At 61.9% G+C, this 19,516-nt stretch carries 11 protein-coding genes and 3 tRNA genes; 6 read left to right on the top strand and 8 right to left on the bottom strand.

From position 1 onward, the window contains the following. Positions 1-57: 57 nt before the first annotated feature. A tRNA-Phe gene (locus QZ302_RS02650) sits at positions 58-130 on the bottom strand. Positions 131-209: 79 nt separating this feature from the next. Between QZ302_RS02650 and QZ302_RS02645 the strand changes: the two genes are divergently transcribed. Further along, positions 210-419 carry a hypothetical protein gene (locus QZ302_RS02645; protein WP_294592168.1) on the top strand — a complete coding sequence of 70 codons (210 nt, stop codon included), beginning with the start codon at positions 210-212 and terminating at the stop codon, positions 417-419. 21 nt (positions 420-440) lie between these two features. Here the strand turns inward: QZ302_RS02645 and metH are convergent, their stop codons facing one another. After that, entirely contained in the window at positions 441-4,025 is a 3,585-nt protein-coding gene (metH, locus tag QZ302_RS02640) for a methionine synthase (RefSeq protein ID WP_294592166.1), read from the bottom strand. A 111-nt stretch (positions 4,026-4,136) separates the two neighbouring features. Between metH and QZ302_RS02635 the strand changes: the two genes are divergently transcribed. From QZ302_RS02635 to mutY, 3 genes are read left to right on the top strand one after another with little or no spacing between them, the layout of a single operon-like run. Continuing rightward, positions 4,137-4,784, top strand: a complete 648-nt coding sequence (locus tag QZ302_RS02635) for a hypothetical protein (RefSeq protein ID WP_294592165.1) — start codon at positions 4,137-4,139, stop codon at positions 4,782-4,784. 5 nt (positions 4,785-4,789) lie between these two features. Further along, positions 4,790-5,293, top strand: a complete 504-nt coding sequence (gene ybaK, locus QZ302_RS02630; protein ID WP_294592163.1) for a Cys-tRNA(Pro) deacylase — start codon at positions 4,790-4,792, stop codon at positions 5,291-5,293. Positions 5,294-5,322: 29 nt separating this feature from the next. Beyond that, on the top strand, positions 5,323-6,408 hold the full coding sequence (gene mutY / locus QZ302_RS02625; RefSeq protein ID WP_294592161.1) for an A/G-specific adenine glycosylase: 1,086 nt from the start codon (positions 5,323-5,325) through the stop codon (positions 6,406-6,408). Here mutY and QZ302_RS02620 read toward each other — a convergent pair. The 3 genes from QZ302_RS02620 to bioB all read right to left on the bottom strand — a co-directional run bounded on the left by QZ302_RS02620 (position 6,396) and on the right by bioB (position 14,642). Continuing rightward, positions 6,396-8,726, bottom strand: a complete 2,331-nt coding sequence (locus QZ302_RS02620) for a BamA/TamA family outer membrane protein (protein WP_294592159.1) — start codon at positions 8,724-8,726, stop codon at positions 6,396-6,398. The genes mutY and QZ302_RS02620 overlap by 13 nt on opposite strands. Next, positions 8,723-13,543 (bottom strand): translocation/assembly module TamB domain-containing protein, encoded by a 4,821-nt coding sequence (locus QZ302_RS02615; protein ID WP_294592156.1) that lies wholly within the window; start codon positions 13,541-13,543, stop codon positions 8,723-8,725. The genes QZ302_RS02620 and QZ302_RS02615 overlap by 4 nt, the downstream gene beginning before the upstream one ends. 121 nt (positions 13,544-13,664) lie before the next feature. Beyond that, positions 13,665-14,642: a biotin synthase BioB gene (gene bioB / locus QZ302_RS02610; RefSeq protein ID WP_294592154.1), complete on the bottom strand. Its 978-nt coding sequence runs from the start codon at positions 14,640-14,642 to the stop codon at positions 13,665-13,667. Between the two features lie 87 nt (positions 14,643-14,729). Between bioB and QZ302_RS02605 the strand changes: the two genes are divergently transcribed. Together QZ302_RS02605 and QZ302_RS02600 are read left to right on the top strand one after the other, a co-directional pair. Next, positions 14,730-14,803, top strand: a tRNA-Arg gene (locus QZ302_RS02605). Positions 14,804-14,984: 181 nt separating this feature from the next. Next, positions 14,985-15,056, top strand: a tRNA-Glu gene (locus QZ302_RS02600). A 1,306-nt stretch (positions 15,057-16,362) separates the two neighbouring features. On the opposite strand, the gene QZ302_RS02595 is transcribed toward QZ302_RS02600, so the two are convergent. The 3 genes from QZ302_RS02595 to QZ302_RS02585 all read right to left on the bottom strand — a co-directional run bounded on the left by QZ302_RS02595 (position 16,363) and on the right by QZ302_RS02585 (position 19,063). Next, a complete protein-coding gene (locus QZ302_RS02595; RefSeq protein ID WP_294592151.1) occupies positions 16,363-16,509 on the bottom strand; it encodes a hypothetical protein in 147 nt (48 codons plus the stop codon). Positions 16,510-16,641: 132 nt separating this feature from the next. Beyond that, entirely contained in the window at positions 16,642-17,592 is a 951-nt protein-coding gene (metF, locus tag QZ302_RS02590) for a methylenetetrahydrofolate reductase [NAD(P)H] (protein ID WP_294592149.1), read from the bottom strand. 31 nt (positions 17,593-17,623) lie between these two features. Further along, entirely contained in the window at positions 17,624-19,063 is a 1,440-nt protein-coding gene (locus QZ302_RS02585; RefSeq protein ID WP_294592147.1) for a carbon starvation CstA family protein, read from the bottom strand. Positions 19,064-19,516: the final 453 nt, after the last annotated feature.

The following is a 19,516-nucleotide window of genomic DNA, read 5'->3' as shown; positions in this document are numbered from 1 at the left end:
AGACCGCGCAAAGCACAAAAAAAGCGCCTACATGAGACTGTAGACGCTGATCTTAAGTGGTGCCACTCGGAATCGAACCAAGGACACAAGGATTTTCAGTCCTTTGCTCTACCAACTGAGCTATGGCACCCCTTGTTTGCAGTGCAAAGGTAGACAAAATTTCGGAACCTCCAAATTTCGTTGTCAAAATTTTCGCGGAAAGTAATTTCATGTACCCCAAGGATGTTCAGTTCCTCGCCCTGGGCTACCGCCATCCTCATTTCGGCCCACTGCACGCCGTCGGCCATGACGGGTATAGCTGGGCTTCTATGGTCAGCGGGACTCTTGGCGTGTTCGTGGGCTTCTACGCGCAGGGGCTCAATCCCAGCAGCGCTAACAGCCGCGCCTACGGTATCCAGTTGCGTTGCCTCTCGGAATAAACGGAACGGGAGAAACACGGGTTATCGCACCTGATTCGGCAGCAGACGGCGTAACTCGTCCGCCGAACGCCCCGTCCGTTGCGCGTAATCCGCTAATTGCTCGTCGTTTATCTGTCCCACCGAGAAATAACGTGCCTCCGGATGGGCGAAAACGAGACCCGAAACGGCCGAGGTCGGCTGCATCATGAAATTCTCCGTCAGACGCAGCGGAATCTCTCCCTCGACATCCAACAGGTCGAAAATCAGTCGTTTGCCCGCGTGATCCGGAGCCGACGGATAGCCTATGGCCACCCGTATCCCTTCCGAACCGGCCGGAAAACCCCACCACTCATCCCGCAACCGGGCCGACAGCTCCGTTGCAAAGGCCTCTGCCAGTCGATCGCAAAGTATGCGGGCCATGATGTTTTCGTAATCGGAATCACCGCGGAAATCGCACGTCACCCCCAAGGCGAACAGAGCGATGTGATCCTGCGGCGCGCCCGCAGTCGGCCCCGGCGAAATGAAGTCCGCGAGCGAGAGGTTGGTTGCGTGATTCGCCTCCTGATTCCGCAGGCAGGCGAACCGAATCTCCGGCGCACCGCATCCGCACAAAATGCCGTCGGTGTGGCAACAGCCTCGGATCAGCAAGTCGTCTCCCTCGCTCCGCGCCGGCACGATCGCCACCACCGCATCCGCCCGCACCTCGCCCGAGGCGAGCAGCCGACGCAGCATGGTCTGGGCGTCGTCGAACAATCGCCGTGCCTCTTCGCCCTTGGTCGGATGGTCGAAAATCTCCGGATAACGCCCCCTCAAGTCCCACTCGGCGAAAAAATAGCTCCAGTCGATCCGCTCCGCGAGTCCCTCCAGCGGATAACGGGTCAGCACCCGTTTGCCGAGCTGTCGGGGTTGAGCTACTGTTCCGGCGTTGAAATCCAATTTGAGCTTGTGCGTCCGCGCCTCGCTCAACGGACGCAGTTCGCCGGCCGCACGCTGGGCGGCATACTGCTGCCGCAACTCCTCCTGTCGGGCTCGGTAGCGCGTTGCAAACCCCGGCTCTTTCAAAATACGGTTCACTAACCGGACGCAGTTCGAAGCGTCGGTCGAGTGGGCCACCAGACCGCTATAGGAGGGGGCGATTTTCACTGCCGTGTGGAGCTCCGAGGTCGTCGCTCCGCCCACGCAGATCGGTATCCGCAGGCCTGCTCGTTCGAACCGTTCGGCCACCACGCGCATCTCCTCCAACGACGGGGTGATCAGCCCCGAGAGGATCACCGCATCGACCTGTTCGGCCATCGCCGCCTCTACGATCCGTTCCGGCGGTGTCATCACCCCCAGATCCACGATCCGGTAGCCGTTGCAGGTCAGGACGACCGACACGATGTTCTTGCCGATGTCGTGCACGTCGCCTTTGACCGTGGCGATCAGCAGTTTGGCTCCCTGTTCCGTCGTCCGGTCGTGCGAGATGAAGGGTTCCAGCACCGAGACCGCCTGTTTCATCACCCGGGCCGACTTGACGACCTGGGGCAGGAACATTTTCCCGGCTCCGAACCGCTCTCCCACCTCGCTCATCCCGGCCATCAGCACGCGGTCGATCACTTCGATAGCCGAACCGTACTTCTCATAAGCCTCCTGGGTGTCCGCTTCGATATGCGTTGTCGCTCCCTGAACCAGCGCGTGGATAATCCGCTCTTCGACCGTTCCGTCGCGCCAGGCGTCGTGCTTTGTCGTTGCGGCTGCGCCGGTTTCGGCGGCGTGCGACCCGGCATATGCCGTGAGCCGTTCCGCTGCGTCGTCCCGGCGGTTCAGTACCACGTCTTCGCAAAGCGTCAGCAACTCCGGGTCGATGTCGTCGTAAATCCGGAGCATCGAGGGGTTGACGATCCCCATGTCCATCCCGGCGCGGGTGGCGTGGTAGAGAAAGACCGAGTGCATCGCCTCGCGCACCGGATTGTTGCCCCGGAACGAGAACGAGAGGTTGCTCACGCCGCCGCTCACCCGCGCTCCCGGGCAATTCCGCTTGATCCACGCCGTTGCTGCGATAAACGCCCGGCCGTAGTCGTTGTGGGCCTCGATGCCGGTGGCCACGGCCAGGATGTTCGGGTCGAAAATAATGTCTTCGGCCGGAAACCCGTTCTCTGTCAGGAGTTTATAAGCTCGCTCCGCCACCTCGATTTTACGTTCGTAGGAGTCGGCCTGTCCCCGCTCGTCGAAGAGCATGACGACGGCAGCCGCTCCGAAGGCCCGCACGCGGCGCGCGTGGTCGAGAAAGAGCGCTTCGCCCTCCTTGAGCGAGAGGGAGTTGACGACCGCTTTCCCCTGCACGATCTGGAGCCCGGCTTCGATTACCCGCCAGTCCGACGAGTCGATCATTACGGGCCGTTGGGCGATTTCGGGCTCTGCTGCCGTCAGGTTCAGAAAGTCGGTCATCGCCCGTTCGGCATCGATCATCGGCGCGTCCATGCAGACGTCGATCACCTGGGCGCCTCCTTCGACCTGTTCGGCGGCCACGGCCAGCGCTTCGGCGTACTGCCGTTCGCGGATCAGCCGGGCGAACCGGGCCGAACCCGCCACGTTCGTCCGTTCGCCGACGTTCACGAAGTTGGACGCCGGTTCGATCCGGACGATGTCGAGCCCCGCCAGCACCGTCGCGCCGCCGTTGTCCTGAGGCGCGCGATACGTGCGCGGTTTGTATTTTTTAGCGACTTCGGCAATCGCCCGGATGTGTTCCGGCGTGGTTCCGCAGCATCCGCCGACGATGTTCAACAATCCCGCTTTGAGATATTCCTCGATGATAACGGCCATCTGTTCCGCACTTTCGTCGTACCCGCCCAGCACGTTCGGCAGTCCGGCGTTGGGGTGGGCCGAAACGGCCCCCTTGGCCACCCGACCGAGCCGTTCGACGTAGGGCATCATCTGCCGCGCCCCGAACGCGCAGTTCAGCCCGATGCTCAGCAGGTCGCCGTGCTCGACCGAGGCGTAGAAGGCTTCGACGGTCTGGCCCGACAGGAGCCGCCCGCTGGCGTCGGTGATCGTGCCGCTGACCATCAGCGGAATCGAACGGTTGCCGATCAGCGTCCGGAGGGCGTAGATGGCCGCTTTGCAGTTGAGCGTGTCGAAGACGGTCTCGATCAGGATCAGGTCGGCTCCGCCGTCGATCAGGCCGCGCATCTGTTCGGCGTATCCTTCGGCCAGCTCGTCGAAGGTGATGTTGCGCAGGCCGGGGTCGTTCACGTCGGGTGATATCGAGGCGCTCCGGTTGGTCGGCCCCACGGAGCCGGCCACGAACCGTGGCCGGCCGTCCTGCCGTTCGAACCGGTCGGCTACGCTGCGGGCCAGTGCGGCGGCGGTTTTGCTGAGCTCCCAGGTGCGTGCCTGCAATCCGTAGTCTCGCAGCGATACGGGGTTGGCGTTGAAGGTGTCGGTCGAAACGATATCGGCTCCGGCCTCCAGATAGGCGGCGTGGATCTCCTCAAGCACGTCGGGGCGGCTCACGACCAGATAGTCGTTGCAGCCGACGTGGCCGTCGTAGTCGGATTCGGTCAGCCCTCGGGCCTGGATCAGGGTGCCCAGCCCGCCGTCGAGTATCAGGATCCGGTCTTGGAGCTCCCGGCGAATGTCGCGTTGCATAGTCGTCTGAAAAATAACGGTGCAAAGATAAGGGATGTCATCGGTTTCTGCCTCGGAAGGTGCCGGGAATCGCCGGGGCGAGTTATCTTTGTAGGACGGATTGATTGAATTATGATACCTTCCATTCTTCTCCTTACGGCGACGGAGCTCGAACAGCGACCGTTGCGGGCCCGGGTGGGCGATCGGTTCGGCGACCGGCCCGTGCGGTGGATGGTCGGCGGCATGGGAGCCGGAGCGACCGGGGTGGCTGTTTCGCGGGCGGTTCGCGAGGGGCGGCCCTGTCTGGCGATACAAGCCGGGATTGCGGGCATATTGCCCGGCACGTCGCTGACGTTGGACGATGTTGTTCTGGTCGGGAGCGACCGGCAGGCCGATATCGGCGCATGGAGGCCCGAGACGGGCCGTTTCGAATCGTTCGACAAGCTGCCGGAGGCGCAGCCCGTGTCTTGTCCCTATGTGGGGGCGTTGAAGGATCGTTTCCGGGTGGTGGCGGCCCGGTCGGCCAATAGTGCCTGTTCGCCGCTGCCGCTGCACGGGGGCGAGGCGGTGGAGTCGATGGAAGGGGCCGCTTTCTTTGCGGTGTGTCGGGACGAGGGGGTGCCGTTTCTGCAACTGCGCGCGCTGTCGAACCGGACAGGCGATCCGCGGTCGGAGTGGCGCATTCCGGAGGCGCTGGAACGCTTGACGGAGGGGTTGGTGCGGTTGTTGGAGTGCCTGCCGGAGGGGTGTCGTTTCGCGGATCGGCTGTTGAATCGTTGATATTTATGAAAGTGACGAAAACCAATGCCGCCCGGCTGCTCGACCGGGCGGGAATCGGGTATGAACTGGTGCCTTACGTGGTGGATGAGGAGCATCTGGATGCGGTGCATGTGGCCGAACAGCTGGGCGAGGATGTCCGGCAGGTCTTCAAGACGCTGGTCTTGCGGGGCGACCGGAACGGGATACTGGTCTGTGTGATTCCGGGTGACCGCGAGGTCGACCTCAAGGCGGCGGCGCGGGTGTCGGGCAATAAGAGCGTGGCGATGATCCACCTCCGCGAGCTGCTCGAAACGACCGGATATATCCGCGGCGGCTGTTCGCCGATCGGGATGAAGCGCGCTTTTCCGACCTTTATCGACGAGAGTTGCCGGCAGTTCGATCGCATTTACATCAGCGCCGGAGTGAGGGGGTTGCAGATCGCGCTGGCTCCGGACGACCTGATCCGCTTTGCGCGGCTCGGCGTGGCGTCGCTGACCGGGCCGACGGAGAGTGGGGAGGAGGGGAAATAATTTTTCGGCCGATTTCCTTTTTTGATTCTATGGACTTCAACGCTCTGATCGACTGGTATATCGAAAATCACCGTCCGCTGCCGTGGCGCGAGACGCGCAACCCGTATCGGATATGGCTCTCGGAGGTGATCCTCCAGCAGACGCGGGTGGCGCAGGGGTTGGAGTATTATCTTCGTTTCGTCGAACGTTTTCCGACGGCGGTCGATCTGGCCGGGGCCGACGAGGACGAGGTGCTGAAGCTCTGGCAGGGGCTGGGCTATTACAGCCGGGCCCGCAACCTGCATGCGGCGGCCCGGCAGGTCGCGGAGCGGCACGAAGGAGTTTTTCCGACGGACTATGCGGCTGTCCGGGCGTTGCGCGGAGTGGGGGATTATACGGCGGCGGCGATCGTCTCGTTTTCGACCGATGCGCCGTATGCCGTGGTGGACGGGAATGTCTATCGAGTGGCGAGCCGTTTGTTGGATATCGATACGCCGATCGACACGACGGCCGGACGAAAGGAGTTCGCTGCGGCGGCACAGAGGCTGCTGGAGGAGTTTCTGGAGACGGTCGGGCGAAAGGGCGAGGGGGCCGGACGGTACAATCAGGCGGTGATGGAGCTCGGGGCGTTGGTCTGCACGTCGCGGTCGCCGCAGTGCGAGGCGTGTCCGTTGGGGACGGCGTGTCTGGCCCGGCGGAACGGAACGGTGGCCGAGCGGCCGGTCAAGCAGGGGCGGACGGTGCAGACGCCGAGGTGGTTCAACTACCTGCATCTGGTCGACCGGCAGGGGCGGACGGTGGTCTGCCGACGCGAGGGGAACGATATTTGGCGGGGGCTGTACGAATTTCCGCTCGTCGAGACGGAGGGAGAGTATGATTTCGACGCTTTGCCGCTTCCGGTCGACGGAACGGATTGGGTGTGGAGAGGGGCGGTGCGGATGCCGAAGCACGTCTTGTCGCACCGCATTATCCATGCGACCTTCCATCGGATCGAGCTTCCGGATCTGACGGCCGGCGAGTGGCCCGAGGGATGGTGCGTGATTCCGGTGGCGCGGCTGGGCGATTATGCGGTGGCGCGGCTCACGGAGCTCTACCTGTCGCGCGCCGCGGCCGACGGCTCGCATCAGAAAGGATAGCCGATTGCCAGATGGAGGCCCAGTCCGTCTTTGAATTTCGAAATGTTGTAATAGCCTCGCTTGTCCGGATTCGGATACGGCGTGTGGATGCCGATCCCCATGTCCAGCCGGAGCACCAGCACGCTGATGTCGTAGCGCAGCCCGACGCCCGTTCCGAGGGCGATCTCTTTCCAGAAATTTTTTGCCCGCAGCACGCCTCCGGGGCGTTGAGGGTCGTTTTTCAGCAGCCAGATATTACCCGCGTCCACGAAAACGGCGCCTCCCAAACGGCCCATGATCTTGAACCGCATCTCGACGTTGGCTTCCAGCTTGAAACTCCCCGTCTGATCCCAGTAGCCGTTCACCATCTCCTTCGGCGGACGGTAGCTCCCGGGGCCCAGCGACCGCACCGTGAAAGCCCGGATGCTGTTCGCCCCGCCGATGTAGAACTGCTCGCTGTAGGGCATCACTTTCGAATTGCCGTAGGCATAGCCTGCGCCGATCAGGAACCGCGAAACCAGCCAGTTGTCCAGTCCCACGCGGTGGTACCACTTCACCTCGGCCGTCCCCTTGACGAACTGCGAGAAGGGGCTGCCGAAGAGCCGTTTCTCGCCGTGCGACCCGAAGAGGCCGTAGAGGCCCGCCAAGATATTTCCGGCCTCGGTGACCGTCCCCTGGAAGATGAACCGGTTCCGCTGCCGCGAGCCGTACAGCCGGTCGAAGGTGTAGGCATAGATGATGGCCGGGATGAACTGGTTGCTGAAGCTCAGCGCCACGGCCGGATTCTGTTGCATCGTCGAGTCGAAGACGTGCGAGGTGTGGAGCAACCGGTTGTAGGTCAGTTTGAAGATCGTCAGGTTGTGCGAACTGTAGGGCGATGTCCGGAAGTCGAATCCCGCCGAGAGGTTCAGCGAGAGCATCCGGAAGTATTTCGGCCGGTTCATCAGGTCGGCTCCGATCTTGTAGGTCGTGTGGGCCGGGTAGGTGAAGCCCCGGTAGCGGAAGCCCGGCGCCAGAATGCGCGGCACGCTCAGCGAGGCGTTCAGGCCGAATTCATAGGAGTTGACGGCCGATGGCCGGGTTTCGTACTGGCTCTTGTTCCCCGTTTGCCACTCGTAAGAGCCCGTCAGATTGAGGGCCAGTACCTCGCCCCCCTTGAAAATGTTGTTGTGTCGCAGTCCGAAAGTCACTCCGGGCCCCAGATAGCTGTTCGATTTGGAGTTGAAGTCGGCTTCGAATTCGGCCTGCATCGGTTTGTCGAACGCCGCGTAGATGTGGACATTCAGCGAGTCTTGGCCCTCGTGCAGCGAGTCCAGCGGCGGCACCGAGAGGCTCACCGAGTTGAATATCCCCAGCTTGTTGAGGTCGCTCTGGGTTCGGTTCTGGGCTTCGACGTTGAAGATCTGGCCCGGTTTCAGGCGGATCGTGCCGGCCAGAATGCGCGGGCGGATCTTCAGCGGCTGCTGGTAGCGCACCCGGACGTCGCCCAGGGTCATCGTGTCGAAGGGGCCCGGCACCGGATTGACCAGCGTCACCTGTACGTTCCCGATTCGGTACGGCTGCATGGCGGCGGGCGGAATCCCGTCGGCCAGCCGCATCCGCAGCGATACCCGGTAAGGCGCCTGGGTCGTGTCGGCGTCGTAGGCGATGTACTCCGGACGGAAGTAGTAATAACCTAAGCTCCGCAGCGTGGTGGCGATCCGGTTGCGCTCGGCCACCAGCGTGTCGAGGTTGTAGACCGCCCCTTTGCGGAGCAGCGTCCCGGCGTGCAGGCTGTCCACGATGCGTCCCACCCGGCCCGGAGCCGTGAGATACTCGATCGAGTCGTAGGTGTAGGGCGCCGAAACGGTGAACCGGTAGTTCACTTTCGCTTTCTGGTCGGGTTTGTGTTTGCTCGGCACCAGTTCGTAGCTGCCGTGGGCGTCGAAGTAGCCGTGGTTTTCGAAGAGTTGTTCGGTGACCTTGACGCGCAGTTCGGGCCGGACTTTCGAAATCAGCACCGGCGGCTTGGCCAGCCGTTTGTAGAACCAGTATTTGAACCCTTTCTCTTTCGGCGTGTAGAGGTAGTTCCATGCCCAGAGCCGGATCGGGATGCCGGTTCGCCAGTAGGGCGACCACAGCGCGTTGTTCGGGGCCACGTTCAGCGGCTGCCGGACGGCCGAAATCACTTCGGCCGGAATCCGCAGGCTGTCTTCGGCCGGCGTGAAGGTCATCTTTCGGACGCCGGTGTAGAGCACTTCGCCTTTGCCCAGCCGCCGGGTGGTCGAGCACGAAACGAAGGCGGCCAGGCCGCCCAGCAGCAGGGTGGAGCAGAGGATATGTCGGAAAAGGTGTCTCATCGGGGTTGTTCGTTTGGAGTGGTCTGCGGTTCGGCGGGACGGGTCGCCTCTTCTTTCTCGGCCTGCCGTTGCAGGCGTCTCTCTTCGCGTCTCTCCTGTCGGGCCGCCTTGCGGGCCTCTTTCACCTCTTTTTTCTCCGGGGTGAGCCGGAACAGGTCGCCCAGTTTCAGAATCTTCTTGCGCACGCCGAACCCGACGCCCGTTTCGGTTACGTCGCCCTCCAGAATGCTCTCGAAGTTGGTCTCGCGAAACGCCTTCAGGTACATGTTGTCGCGCCGCGTGAGCTGGTACTCCAGCGAGATGTCGTCGATCAGGTTCTCGGCGGCGTTCTGGTTCGGGTCGCCCGTCGTCACCTTGCCGCCCACGGCCACCCGCACCCGGTTGTCGAAGAATTTCTTCGAGAGCTTGTAGGAGTAGTCGGTTCGGGTGCCGCCCGGCCCTGCCGCCGGATCGTCGTAGGAGTCGACGCCGAACGAGAGATCGACGCCCGGCAGGCTGTTCTGAGCCCATTGGTTCAGCTCTTTGGCGATGAACGAATTGAGCGGATTCCCCGTATTGACCTTGGCCGAAGTGCCCGGGCCGGTGTAGGTGTTGTAGATCAGGAGGCTCATTGCCTGGTTCTGGCGCTGTTCCGGCGTCAGCGAGGCCAGCTGGTTCTGGAGCGTCAAGTCTTCGGGCGCGGCGAGGTCGAACCCCACGTCGAGCTGTTGCATCGAGCCGCTGATGGCGATGATGATCCGGAAGGTCACCTGTCGCGAAGTCTGGTCTTCCATCGTGACGGTCGTGCGGAGCGTCTGCGCCGCCCGGATCGAGAAGGTCGGATCGGCGATATCGCCCGTCCAGCTCACGTAGCCGCCCGGCGAGATGGCGAAATCCTTGGTCGAGATCACCGGCGGGCTGTATCGCACGCGACCGCCCGAGAGTTCGTATTTCCCGGCGAAACGGGTGTCGCCCAGCCGGTTCATCGCATAGGTGAGCGTGCCGCCCCCTTGCAGGTCGATGCGGTTCTGGCCGTCTTCGGACAGGTAGACCGAAATTTCGACGTCGGGGTCGATCGAGACGTTCATCAGCATGTCGATCCCGGTCGGGCGGATGATCGCCGGAGGCCGCACGCCGTAGACCGTCGTGGTGTCGTTGAAGGAGGTGAAGTTCACCACGTTCTGGGACTGGTCGCGGACGCTCATGGGCGACTCCCGCATGACGTAGGTCACCTCGGTGCCGGTCAGCAGGGTGGCATTGCCGCGGATGTTCAGCGCATCTAACGGCCCGCGCATCCGGGCCGAGAGGTCGGCGCTCGCCCGGCCGAAGACCATTGCGCTCATGTTCTTTTCCACGTTTACCAGCTGGAAGTCGGAGGCTTCGATGCGCAGGTCGGTGGCGATCTGTTGGAAGTCGTGCAGGTCGATATAGCCGTTCACCGTCAGGGGCTGTCGGTTGGGAGCGATCAGGCCCCAGTCGTTGAGCAGTACCCGTCCGCCTTGCAGGAGGATCGGGTTGCCCGAAATGCCGAACCGGGTTCCGATGGCGGCCACGTCGACGGCTGTTTTGATGAATTGCAACGAGCCGTTCAGCTGCAAAGCGTCGGTCGGGCCGTCGGCTTCGATGTGTCCGGCGAGCTTTCCGGTCAGACTGCCCGAGCCTTCCGGCAGGAACGGATTGAGCACCTCCAGCGGAATGCCGGGCAGGTCGGCCGTCAGTCGCACGGCCCGGGCCGTGTCGGCCGGATGGTAGTGTCCGGCGAGCGAAAGGGCGGGCTGGCGGTTGATCGAGAGGTCGGCCGAACCCTGTTGTCCGTTGTGGGCTTCGCCCCGGTAGGCGAGACGCAGGCCGATGTCGCCCGCCGAACGGTTTTCGTAGCGGAGGGTGTCGATGGCGATCGTTCCTTGGGCGGCCAGCAGACTGTCGGCCAGCCCGAACGTCAGGTCGAGCCCCAATCGCCCGCCGACCGGCGGAGCTTTGGGCAGGAGGTTCAGCGCGCCTGCGATGTCGAACCCGGTGACTCCTAACCGGAGGCTGCCGGCGGGCATGTCGCTCGCCGTGGACGATTGCAGCGAGAAGGATTGCCCGGGTCGTTGGATCCGCAGGTCGGCGGTCAGGCTCCGGTCGAAAGCGTAGCGGACGTAGTTGCCGCCGTTGACCGACCATTCCGAGAATCCGAAGACGGGCCGGCGCGGTACGAGGTTCACCGTCACCGCACTGTCGGTCAGCGTTCCGCGAAGGCCGAAGTCGAGCCCTTTGCGCCCCTGCCGGTCGAGCTGCACCAGCCTGACCAGAGCCGAGTTGCCGGAGGCGTTGCCGTCGAGAAAGATCGAGCCGAGCCGGTTCATATTGCCGGGCCGGTTGCCCAGTCGGGCGAAGTAGCGCAGGCGGCCGTTCCGGGAGCCGATGCCGGCCTTGATGGTGTCGAGGACGATTCCCTGGGTCGAGAAACGATTGATTTCGGCCTGGATGCCGAACGGTTTGCCGTGCGTCGTCCTCCCCGTCAGCGTGGCCTGCCCGAAGCCCATTCCCCGGGCGAGCAGATAGTTGTTCAGGATGTTGTTCCGTCCGGCCCGGAAGTCGAGCGAGAAGGGAGGCAGCGTATATCCGATGGTGTCGGCGTCGATTCGGCCGGCGCGGATCTGGCGTTGGATTTCGGCGATCGCCCGGTCGAAACCGCCGGCCAGCGAGTCGAGCCCAACGGCCGACCGGAAGGTCAGTTGCAGGTCGCCGGACGAGACATCTGCCCGGGCATGTGCCGAGTCGGCTTCGGCTGTCAGGGTCGTGCGGTTCACCGTGTTTTCGAACGTGCCGTAGCGTACCCGGACGGTGTCGAGGACGACGGTCGCCGTGTAGGCTTTGGTCTCGGTGGCCGATGCTGCGGCGCGGAGCCGCAACGAGGCGTTGGCCGGTTGGGCGACGAGGTGCATGCGTTCGAGATCGAGTTGCGCAATCCGCCCCTCGATGCTTGCCTCCTGCCGGGCTCGTGTGAGCAGCCCGCCGAAATGCAGGTCGGCGTTCAGGGCCCGGTTCTCGCCGACGAACCGTCCCCGGAACCGATGGTCGGCCAGAGCGGCGGTGAGCGACAGGCCGCTGAAGTCGAACCGGTCGTAGACGGCCTGAACGATCCGTGTCTCGATATTGGCGGTCGTTTGCGGCGAGAAGGGGTCGAAACCGTGCCCTGCGGTCCGGATGGCGAAGGTGGCGATGTTCGACGAGTCGGTCGGGAGGAAGGCGTAGAGCGGCAGGCTGTCCGCTTCGATCCGGGCTGTGTACCGTTCGCTGCGCGGGATGAACGAACCTTCGGCGGTCAGTTTGCCGGTTCCGGCCCACAGGGTCGCGAGGCCTTCGAACCGCCCGGCGGCAGCCCGCAGGTCGCTGCGCAGCCGCATCCGGGGCAGCGTGATGCCGTCCGGCAGCAGGGGCGAAACGAATTGCGGATCGGTCAGTTCGCCGCTCAGGGCGATCCGGCCCTGCATTCCTTCCGGGTCGGTCGGCTGCTGCACGGAGCCGTTGGCCCGGAGGGCGAAAACGCGAGGCAGTTCGACGGAAAAACGATTCAGATTCAGCTTGTTCAGCGTTCCGCCGATCTGAGCCCCCACGGTGAGAGAGCGATTTCTCAGCTGTCGCCGCAGGGTGTCGTTCCATTCGATGAAACGAGCGAGGTCGGAGGCCCCTAAGGTCATGTCGATGCGGGCGTCGATCGGTGTGGCAGGCTCCATCGAGGCGATTCCGGCCCCGACGACGGCCTGGGCTCGGATCGTCGAAGCGGAGGTCTGTAACCGGAACGCTCTCAGCCCATACCCCGTACTGTCCATCCGGATGTCGCCGCGGGTTCGGGTGACCGCGAGACCGGAGCGTTCGGTGAAGTTCAGGTCGGCAAGGGTCGCCCGTACCTCCGTTCCGCGATTGAATACCGAGTCGATGGCGATGTTGAGACCGCTGATGACGATGTGATTCGGGTCGAAACCGGCCCGGGGCGCTCCGTACGGAAGTCCGTAGCGGACGGCGAATGCTCCCACGCGAATCGCCCCGGCGCGTATGCTCCACGGTTGGGTCGCGGTGGTGTCGGACGGTTCGGCGCTTCGTTCGGGAGTGGGCGACGCGGTCGTGTCGCTCAGGTAGGCGAATCCTCCGCCGTCGAGACTCAATCGACCGACATTGACCGATTGATCGCCCAGATCGACGGCGCACGCAGCGATTTCGCCCGATTCGATCCGTGCTTTCAGGTCGCTTTCGGGCGATGTATTCTGCATCGTAAACGCGATTCGGTCTAACAGCAGCCGGTCGGCGTCGATTTTCCATCGCAGCGGAGCGGCTGTCGTATCCGTTTCGGTGGTGTCGGGCCGGGCTTCGCTCAGCGTCAGGCCGACGGTGGCTCCGCTCAGCCGGATGGAGGGGATGTGGGCGGTCTGTTGGGCGAGATCGACCCGGTCGGCGGTCAGGGCCAGCTTCTGAACGCGGACTCTCAGGTCGAGGCCGCCGGTGGTGTCGTCCAGATGGAACGAAGTCTCGTCGAATTCGAACTGCCGCACGACGACCTCTTTCCGCAGCAGGGGCCACAGGGCGATGTCGGCGCGCAGGGCGGTGCATTGGAACAGGGTGTCGTCCTCGGTGGTCACGGCTTGGGCCTCGTCCACGGCCAGTCGCAACGGAAAGCGGAGGCGCAACCGTTCGACGGACAGCTGCATGCCGAAGTTTTCGGAGACGTAAGCGACGGCTTTGTTCTTGATGAAGTGCTGAACCGGCGGAAGATAGAGCGCGATGATAAGCAGGACGACCATTCCGAGCAGAATGGCCGCTGTACGCAGCGCATATTTGACGATCTTGCGGAACATGAATGGGATTCGGCCGGTGGGGTTGGATCTGCCTGTGCCTGTGTCGGAGGGATGCAAAATCCGTTCCTAAAATAGGGCCGTCCCGATGAAAAACGCGATTTTTTGTACCCGGCGGAATCCGTTATTCCGCGAAACCGCACTGTCGGAACATTTCGCGGTCTTCGGCCACTCCGGAGCCGATCGTGGTGAGCAGATCGCCCACGATTGCGGCATTCACGCCGCCGCGCAGGGCGCGTTCCTGTACTTCGCGCCGCAGCAGTGTTCGGCCGCCGGCAAAGCGGATATGGGCCTGCGGATGGATCAGGCGGAAGAGGGCGAAGGTGCGTAAAATCTCATCGTCGGACAAGGGCGGAGTCTTTTCGAGCGGCGTGCCCGGAATCGGGTTCAGTACGTTGATCGGGATCGAGTCTGCGCCGATTTCGCGCAGGGCGAAGGCCATTTCTATCCGTTGTTCCGCCGTTTCGCCCATGCCGATGATTCCGCCGCTGCAAATCCGCATCCCGGCTTCCCGGGCCCAGCGCAGTGTGCGGCGCTTTTCGTCGAAGGTGTGGGTCGTGCAGAGCTGTGGAAAATAGGACGGAGCGGTCTCGATGTTGCAGTGGTAGTGTCCGACGCCGGCCTCTTTCAGGGTTTGCAGCTGTTTGCGGGTCAGCAGTCCCATCGAGGCGCAGAGGTGTCCGTTTTGGAAACCCGGCATCCGTTCCGCGATGGCGCGATAGATGGCGGCGCATTGTCCGATTTCGCGGTCGGTCATGGCGCGTCCGCTGGTCACCAACGAGAACCGGCCGACTCCTTTGTCGTGGTTGTCTTGGGCGTGGCGCAGGGCTTCGGCGGTGTCGGTCAGGGGGTAGACGTCGATTTTCGTCCGATGGTGAACCGACTGGGCGCACCATTTACAATCTTCCGAACAACGGCCGCTGCGGGCGTTCATGATCGAACAGGTGTCCATGCGGTTGCCCATGAAATGGAGTCTCACCCGGTCGGCCGTTCGGCACAGGGCATCGGTCTCGGCTGTGTGCAGAAGATGCCGTGCCTCGTCCGGAGTGAGTCGGTAGCCGTCGGCGATGAGGGCTGTTTCGAGTTCGGGGAGCGTTTTCATGGGTGTGCGGATAGATTTTTGCAAATATAGAGAATATAAATTTTGGAAATGTCGGGAGAATGACTACTTTTGCGGTGCGAAAGCATTGGCGCCGTAGCTTAATTGAATAGAGCATCTGACTACGGATCAGAAGGTTACAGGTTTGAGTCCTGTCGGCGTCACTCTTTGTTCGAAAGGCTTTTTCCTCGCGTTGAGGAGAAAGCCTTTTTTGTTTCGGAAAGGTGCGGATGCTGAGCTGCGGGAGGTTTTTGACGCTCCAGAATCAAAAGAAGAGGAGATTTTTTCGACAGACGTTTGGAATTTCCGAAAATGGTTCTACCTTTGCACTGTCATTTCGACGATGGCCCTTTCGTCTATCGGTTAGGACACAAGATTTTCATTCTTGGAAGAGGGGTTCGATTCCCCTAGGGGCTACGAATTTTCAGTAGTTTTGGAGCGGCTTGCCTATTAGGCGAGCCGCTTTTTCGTTGTGGCGTGGGCTGAGATGGCCGCGGAACAAAAACGCTGGGTAGAGGTTGTGTTGGAATTTGGGCAGAGGCGGTCGTACGTTATTGGGATAGAGGTTGCTGGTTGTTTGGGCCGAGGTCTTGTGCATGCGGGTATACCCGGCCAAAGCATCCCGTAGGGATGCGCTTTAAAGTTTCTTTGGTTCTTTCTGTTCACAGAAAGAACAGTACCAGCTGGGGCAGTGTCCCAGTCGCGCGCCCCGCCTAAAGAAGCGATTCAACTATTTCGGCGGTGAGCCGAAATAGTTGAATCGCGTAGGCGCGCGAAAGAGTGGCGGAGCGACAGCGGAGCCGCAGTGAGGCGAACACGGGGCAGTGCTTGGGCTGAGCTTCTGCGACCCTTTGGGGTCGCGCAGTCCGCCGCCACCCCACGCGGCGGGCTGCAACTCGACGGGGCTCGTTGCGCCCCCGCTGGCGGCGAATTGCTATAGGTTTAGAGCGAATAGCGCGATTCCGCGAGGGATCGCCGGCCTCTTATTGGGGTAGAGGCTGCCCAATCGGAGTGCCCGAAGGCACCGGCGCGAGGAAAGGCGCACCGAGGACGAATCTCGCAGAATGGGAGCGACAAGGCCGAACTTGGCAGCTTTGACCGGTGAACGGAGCATTGTTTCGGTGAGTCGGACGCCCGGGAGTGACCGCAGTGAGCCTGCGAACGTTGCGGGCCTCCCGAGGGGGAGGCGTCCGGCCCGCGCGGTTCTGCGAACCGCAGGAGGCAATTCTCAAACGAAGTTTCCATTAAAAAGACACAGCACCTCCACCATTTATTCCGAGCGGCACCGCAACTGAAAACCGTGGCCGCGGTAACCCACGCTGAAGGGATTGAAGTACTGCGTGCTGAAATGCAAAAATACGCTGCCGGTGCCGCTAAAGGCGGACGAGTAGTTGAACCCGTAGCCGCCAACGTTGCCCAGTCCACCCGATCCTGTATCGTGGTAGCCCGGGGCGGGTGTTCTCTTTCCCGTTTATTCCGAGAGGCAACGCAGCTGAAAACCGTGGGCGCGAGTGTGCGAATTATTGGAATCGAGGTATCGAGTACTCAAAGCTAGGCGTATAGCCTTGGTTTCATTGATGGTGGAAGCCCAAATGAAACCATGATTGCCAGAGTGCCACAACGCTGCATCGGCATCGCCGCGGAGGCCCGGGGCGTGCCCGCAGGGCGTTTTACTGACCGCCTTTACCCTAAACCGCCTCTCTCCCAAGCAATACGTCCCTGTTTATTCCGAGAGGCAGCGCAACTGAAAACCGTGGCCGCGATTGTCCGAACGGCAGGTGTAGAGGTATTGCGAATCGAACCCCAGGTACAGACCGTAGATATCGTTCGTAGCGGAAGACCGACTGAACCCGCTGTAACCGACATTCACCAGTATACCTTCGTCGTGACCGCGGTAGCCCGGGGCCGAAAGGCACTCGAAAACTGTCCGGGTTTGTCCCGAAACCGTTGATGCCGGACAGACCGGATGAACCGGATGGGAAAACCGGCAGAAAAGAGAGGTTCAGAACAACGCCCGGGCGATCCGTTCCACATTATCCGCCTTGCCCATCGTATAGAAATGGAGCGCGGGAACTCCCGCCGCCATCAGCTCGCGCCCCTGCGCCACCGCCCACTCGATTCCCACCTCCCGCACGGCCGCATTATCCCGACACCCCTCTACCGCCCGCACCAATTCGTCCGGCAGTTCGATGCCGAACGTCTGCGGCAGCAAGGAGAGCTGCGATTTCGTCGTGAAAGGTTTGAGCCCCGCGACGATCGGAACCCTGATCCCCGCCGCCCGGCACGCTTCGACGTAGGCGAAATATTTCGAATTGTCGAAAAACATCTGGGTCACCACATATTCCGCCCCTGCATCGATTTTGGCTTTCAGGTGGGCGATGTCCGTGGCGAGATTCGGCGCCTCGGCGTGTTTCTCCGGATAGCCCGCCACGCCGACACAAAAGTTTGTCGGAGCGCTGTGTTCCAGCTCCGAGTCGAGGTATTCGCCCCGATTCATCCGGATGATTTGCCGGACGAGATCCTCCGCATGCAGGTGTCCCCCTTCCGCCGCCCGGAACGTCCGTTCGCCGCGCAGATTGTCGCCCCGCAGCGCCAAAATATTGTCGACCCCCAAAAAACTCAGGTCGATCAAGGCGTCCTCGATGTCGTACTTCGAAAACCCGCCGCAAATCAGATGCGGAACGACGTCGATGCCGTAACGTGCCGTAATCGCGGCGGCGATCCCCACCGTTCCCGGCCGTTTGCGTACCACCCGACGCTCCAGCAAGCCGTCGGGACGCTCGATGAGCTTCACCTCTTCGCGGTGGTAGGTGACGTTGATATACGACGGATGGTAAGGGGCCAGCCGTTCGATCGTGTCGAAAATCGTGTCGATATTATCGCCTTTGAGCGGCGGCAGCAGTTCAAAGGCAAAACGGGTCTTCCCGGTCTCGAATTTTTGAGTGACTTTCATCTGGCGACAAAGATAATCGTTTCCCTCGGCATCACAGACTCGCTGCAACCCGGCCGCGCCAGGCGTTCCGCACGTACCACCCCATCGTCCCCACAAGCGCGACCGTGATGGCCGAACCGATCGCCAGTCCCGTGTAGTAAGGCATTGCGACTCCTTCGCGGGCGATGAAAATGTAGAAGGAGACGATAAAGGTCATGAATGCGGCCGGCAGGAAAGCCATGGCCCAGTGTCGACGCCGAACGGCCAGGTAGACGGTCACCGTCCAGAGACAGATGGCAGCCAGTACCTGATTGGCCCAGGCGAAGTATTTCCAGATGACTTCGAACGGCATGAGGGTGATGGCCACCCCGACCAGAAAGATCGGAAGCGAGATATAAAGCCGTTTCAGGAGGTGTTTCTGTTCGAGGTGCAGGAAGTCGGCCGCAATGAGCCGAGCGCAGCGGAAAGCCGTGTCTCCGCTCGTGATCGGGGCGACCACTACGCCCAGCAGGGCCAGAAAGGCGCCGACTTTGCCCAACGTGGTATTGGTAATCGTCTCCACGGCCCAGGCGGCGTTCCCGCCGTGTGCCGCGAGCGCTTCGCTCAGCCCCTCCGTTCCGCCCCAGAAGGCCATCCCGATGGCGGCCCAGATCAGGGCGATCACCCCTTCCGAAACCATTGCGCCGTAGAAAACGGGACGTCCCTGTCGCTCGTTGGTGACGCACCGGGCCATCATCGGCGACTGGGTGGCGTGGAATCCCGATACGGCGCCGCAGGCGATCGTAATGAACAGGGTGGGGATAATCGGCAATCCCTGCGGATTGGCCGTAAAGTTGCCGAACGATGCGGCCGAGAGGTTCGGAATCTCGTAAGGCCCGAAAAACAGCACGCCTAAGATGCCGAGCGCCATGACGAACAGAGCGATGCCGAAGATCGGGTAGAACCGGCCGATAATTTTGTCGATGGGCAGCAGAGTGGCTAAAATGTAGTAGGCCAGAATGATCCAGACCCAAACCGACTGACTCAGTCCGGTGAATCCTTCGAGGATGCCGGCGGGCCCGACCATGAAGACGGCGCCGACGAGCACCATCAGAAAGAGGGTAAAGGCGCGCATGACTTGTCGCACGGTCAGCCCCATGTAGCGTCCGACGATCTCCGGAAAGCTCACGCCGCCCTCTTTGAGCGAAATCATGCCGCTGGCGTAGTCCTGCAAGCCGCCGACGAAGATCGTTCCGAAGGTGATCCACAGGAAGGCGACGGGGCCGTACATGGCCCCCAGCAGGGCGCCGAAGATGGGGCCGAGTCCGGCGATGTTCAGCAGCTGGATCAGAAAGGTTTTCCAGGCGGGCAGGGGCAGATAGTCCACTCCGTCGCGGTGGGTTTCGGAGGGTACGGCCGCTTTCGGATCGGCTCCGAACTGCCGTTCCAGATAACGGGCGTAGGTGAAGTAGGAGCCGACGAGGAGGGCCAAACAGATTAAAAATGTAGTCATGACGGTCGAACGTTTTTGCTGCATGTGTGGTTCCGTTCGTGCGGTTCGATGCAACGGTGCAAAGATAAGGATTCGGGCGTCAGGCTGTTCTTTCGGAGGCCGTTTTTCGGCGTTACGCAGGGCGTGGCACGGAATTTGAATCCGATTTCGGGTGTATCAATTATCGGACATTCTATTTAATTAGCTATTGTTAGTAAAATCAGGCTTGGCGCTTCGCAGGGCTTCCGTATTTCGAATGGTCGGGGACTCTGCGGGGCGCAGGCTATTTTTTGGAGGGTTGGGGGTAGGGGCTTAGGGTAGTTTCAGCCCTTTGCCCACCGCGACTCCCTTTCCCGTTTATTCCGAGAGGCAACGCAACTGAAGACCCAGGCCACGGAAGTACGCGTAGCCGGGATAGAGGTATGGTGGATCGAAAGCCAAAAATATACTGTGAATGCTATTGGTTGCAACAGA

The sequence above is a fragment of the uncultured Rikenella sp. genome (assembly GCF_910579375.1).
Classification (GTDB): Bacteria; Bacteroidota; Bacteroidia; order Bacteroidales; family Rikenellaceae; genus Rikenella.
The sequence above is the reverse complement of the archived record's forward strand: the minus strand, read 5'-3'. Positions and strand labels throughout refer to the sequence as shown.

Coding starts and splice junctions, on each gene's coding strand:
- QZ302_RS02635 (WP_294592165.1), top strand. CDS start 4,137: ATGATACCTTCCATTCTTCTCCTTACGGCGACGGAGCTCGAACAGCGA.
- ybaK (WP_294592163.1), top strand. CDS start 4,790: ATGAAAGTGACGAAAACCAATGCCGCCCGGCTGCTCGACCGGGCGGGA.
- metF (WP_294592149.1), bottom strand. CDS start 17,592: ATGAAAGTCACTCAAAAATTCGAGACCGGGAAGACCCGTTTTGCCTTT.
- QZ302_RS02620 (WP_294592159.1), bottom strand. CDS start 8,726: ATGAGACACCTTTTCCGACATATCCTCTGCTCCACCCTGCTGCTGGGC.
- QZ302_RS02615 (WP_294592156.1), bottom strand. CDS start 13,543: ATGTTCCGCAAGATCGTCAAATATGCGCTGCGTACAGCGGCCATTCTG.
- mutY (WP_294592161.1), top strand. CDS start 5,323: ATGGACTTCAACGCTCTGATCGACTGGTATATCGAAAATCACCGTCCG.
- QZ302_RS02645 (WP_294592168.1), top strand. CDS start 210: ATGTACCCCAAGGATGTTCAGTTCCTCGCCCTGGGCTACCGCCATCCT.
- bioB (WP_294592154.1), bottom strand. CDS start 14,642: ATGAAAACGCTCCCCGAACTCGAAACAGCCCTCATCGCCGACGGCTAC.
- QZ302_RS02585 (WP_294592147.1), bottom strand. CDS start 19,063: ATGACTACATTTTTAATCTGTTTGGCCCTCCTCGTCGGCTCCTACTTC.
- metH (WP_294592166.1), bottom strand. CDS start 4,025: ATGCAACGCGACATTCGCCGGGAGCTCCAAGACCGGATCCTGATACTC.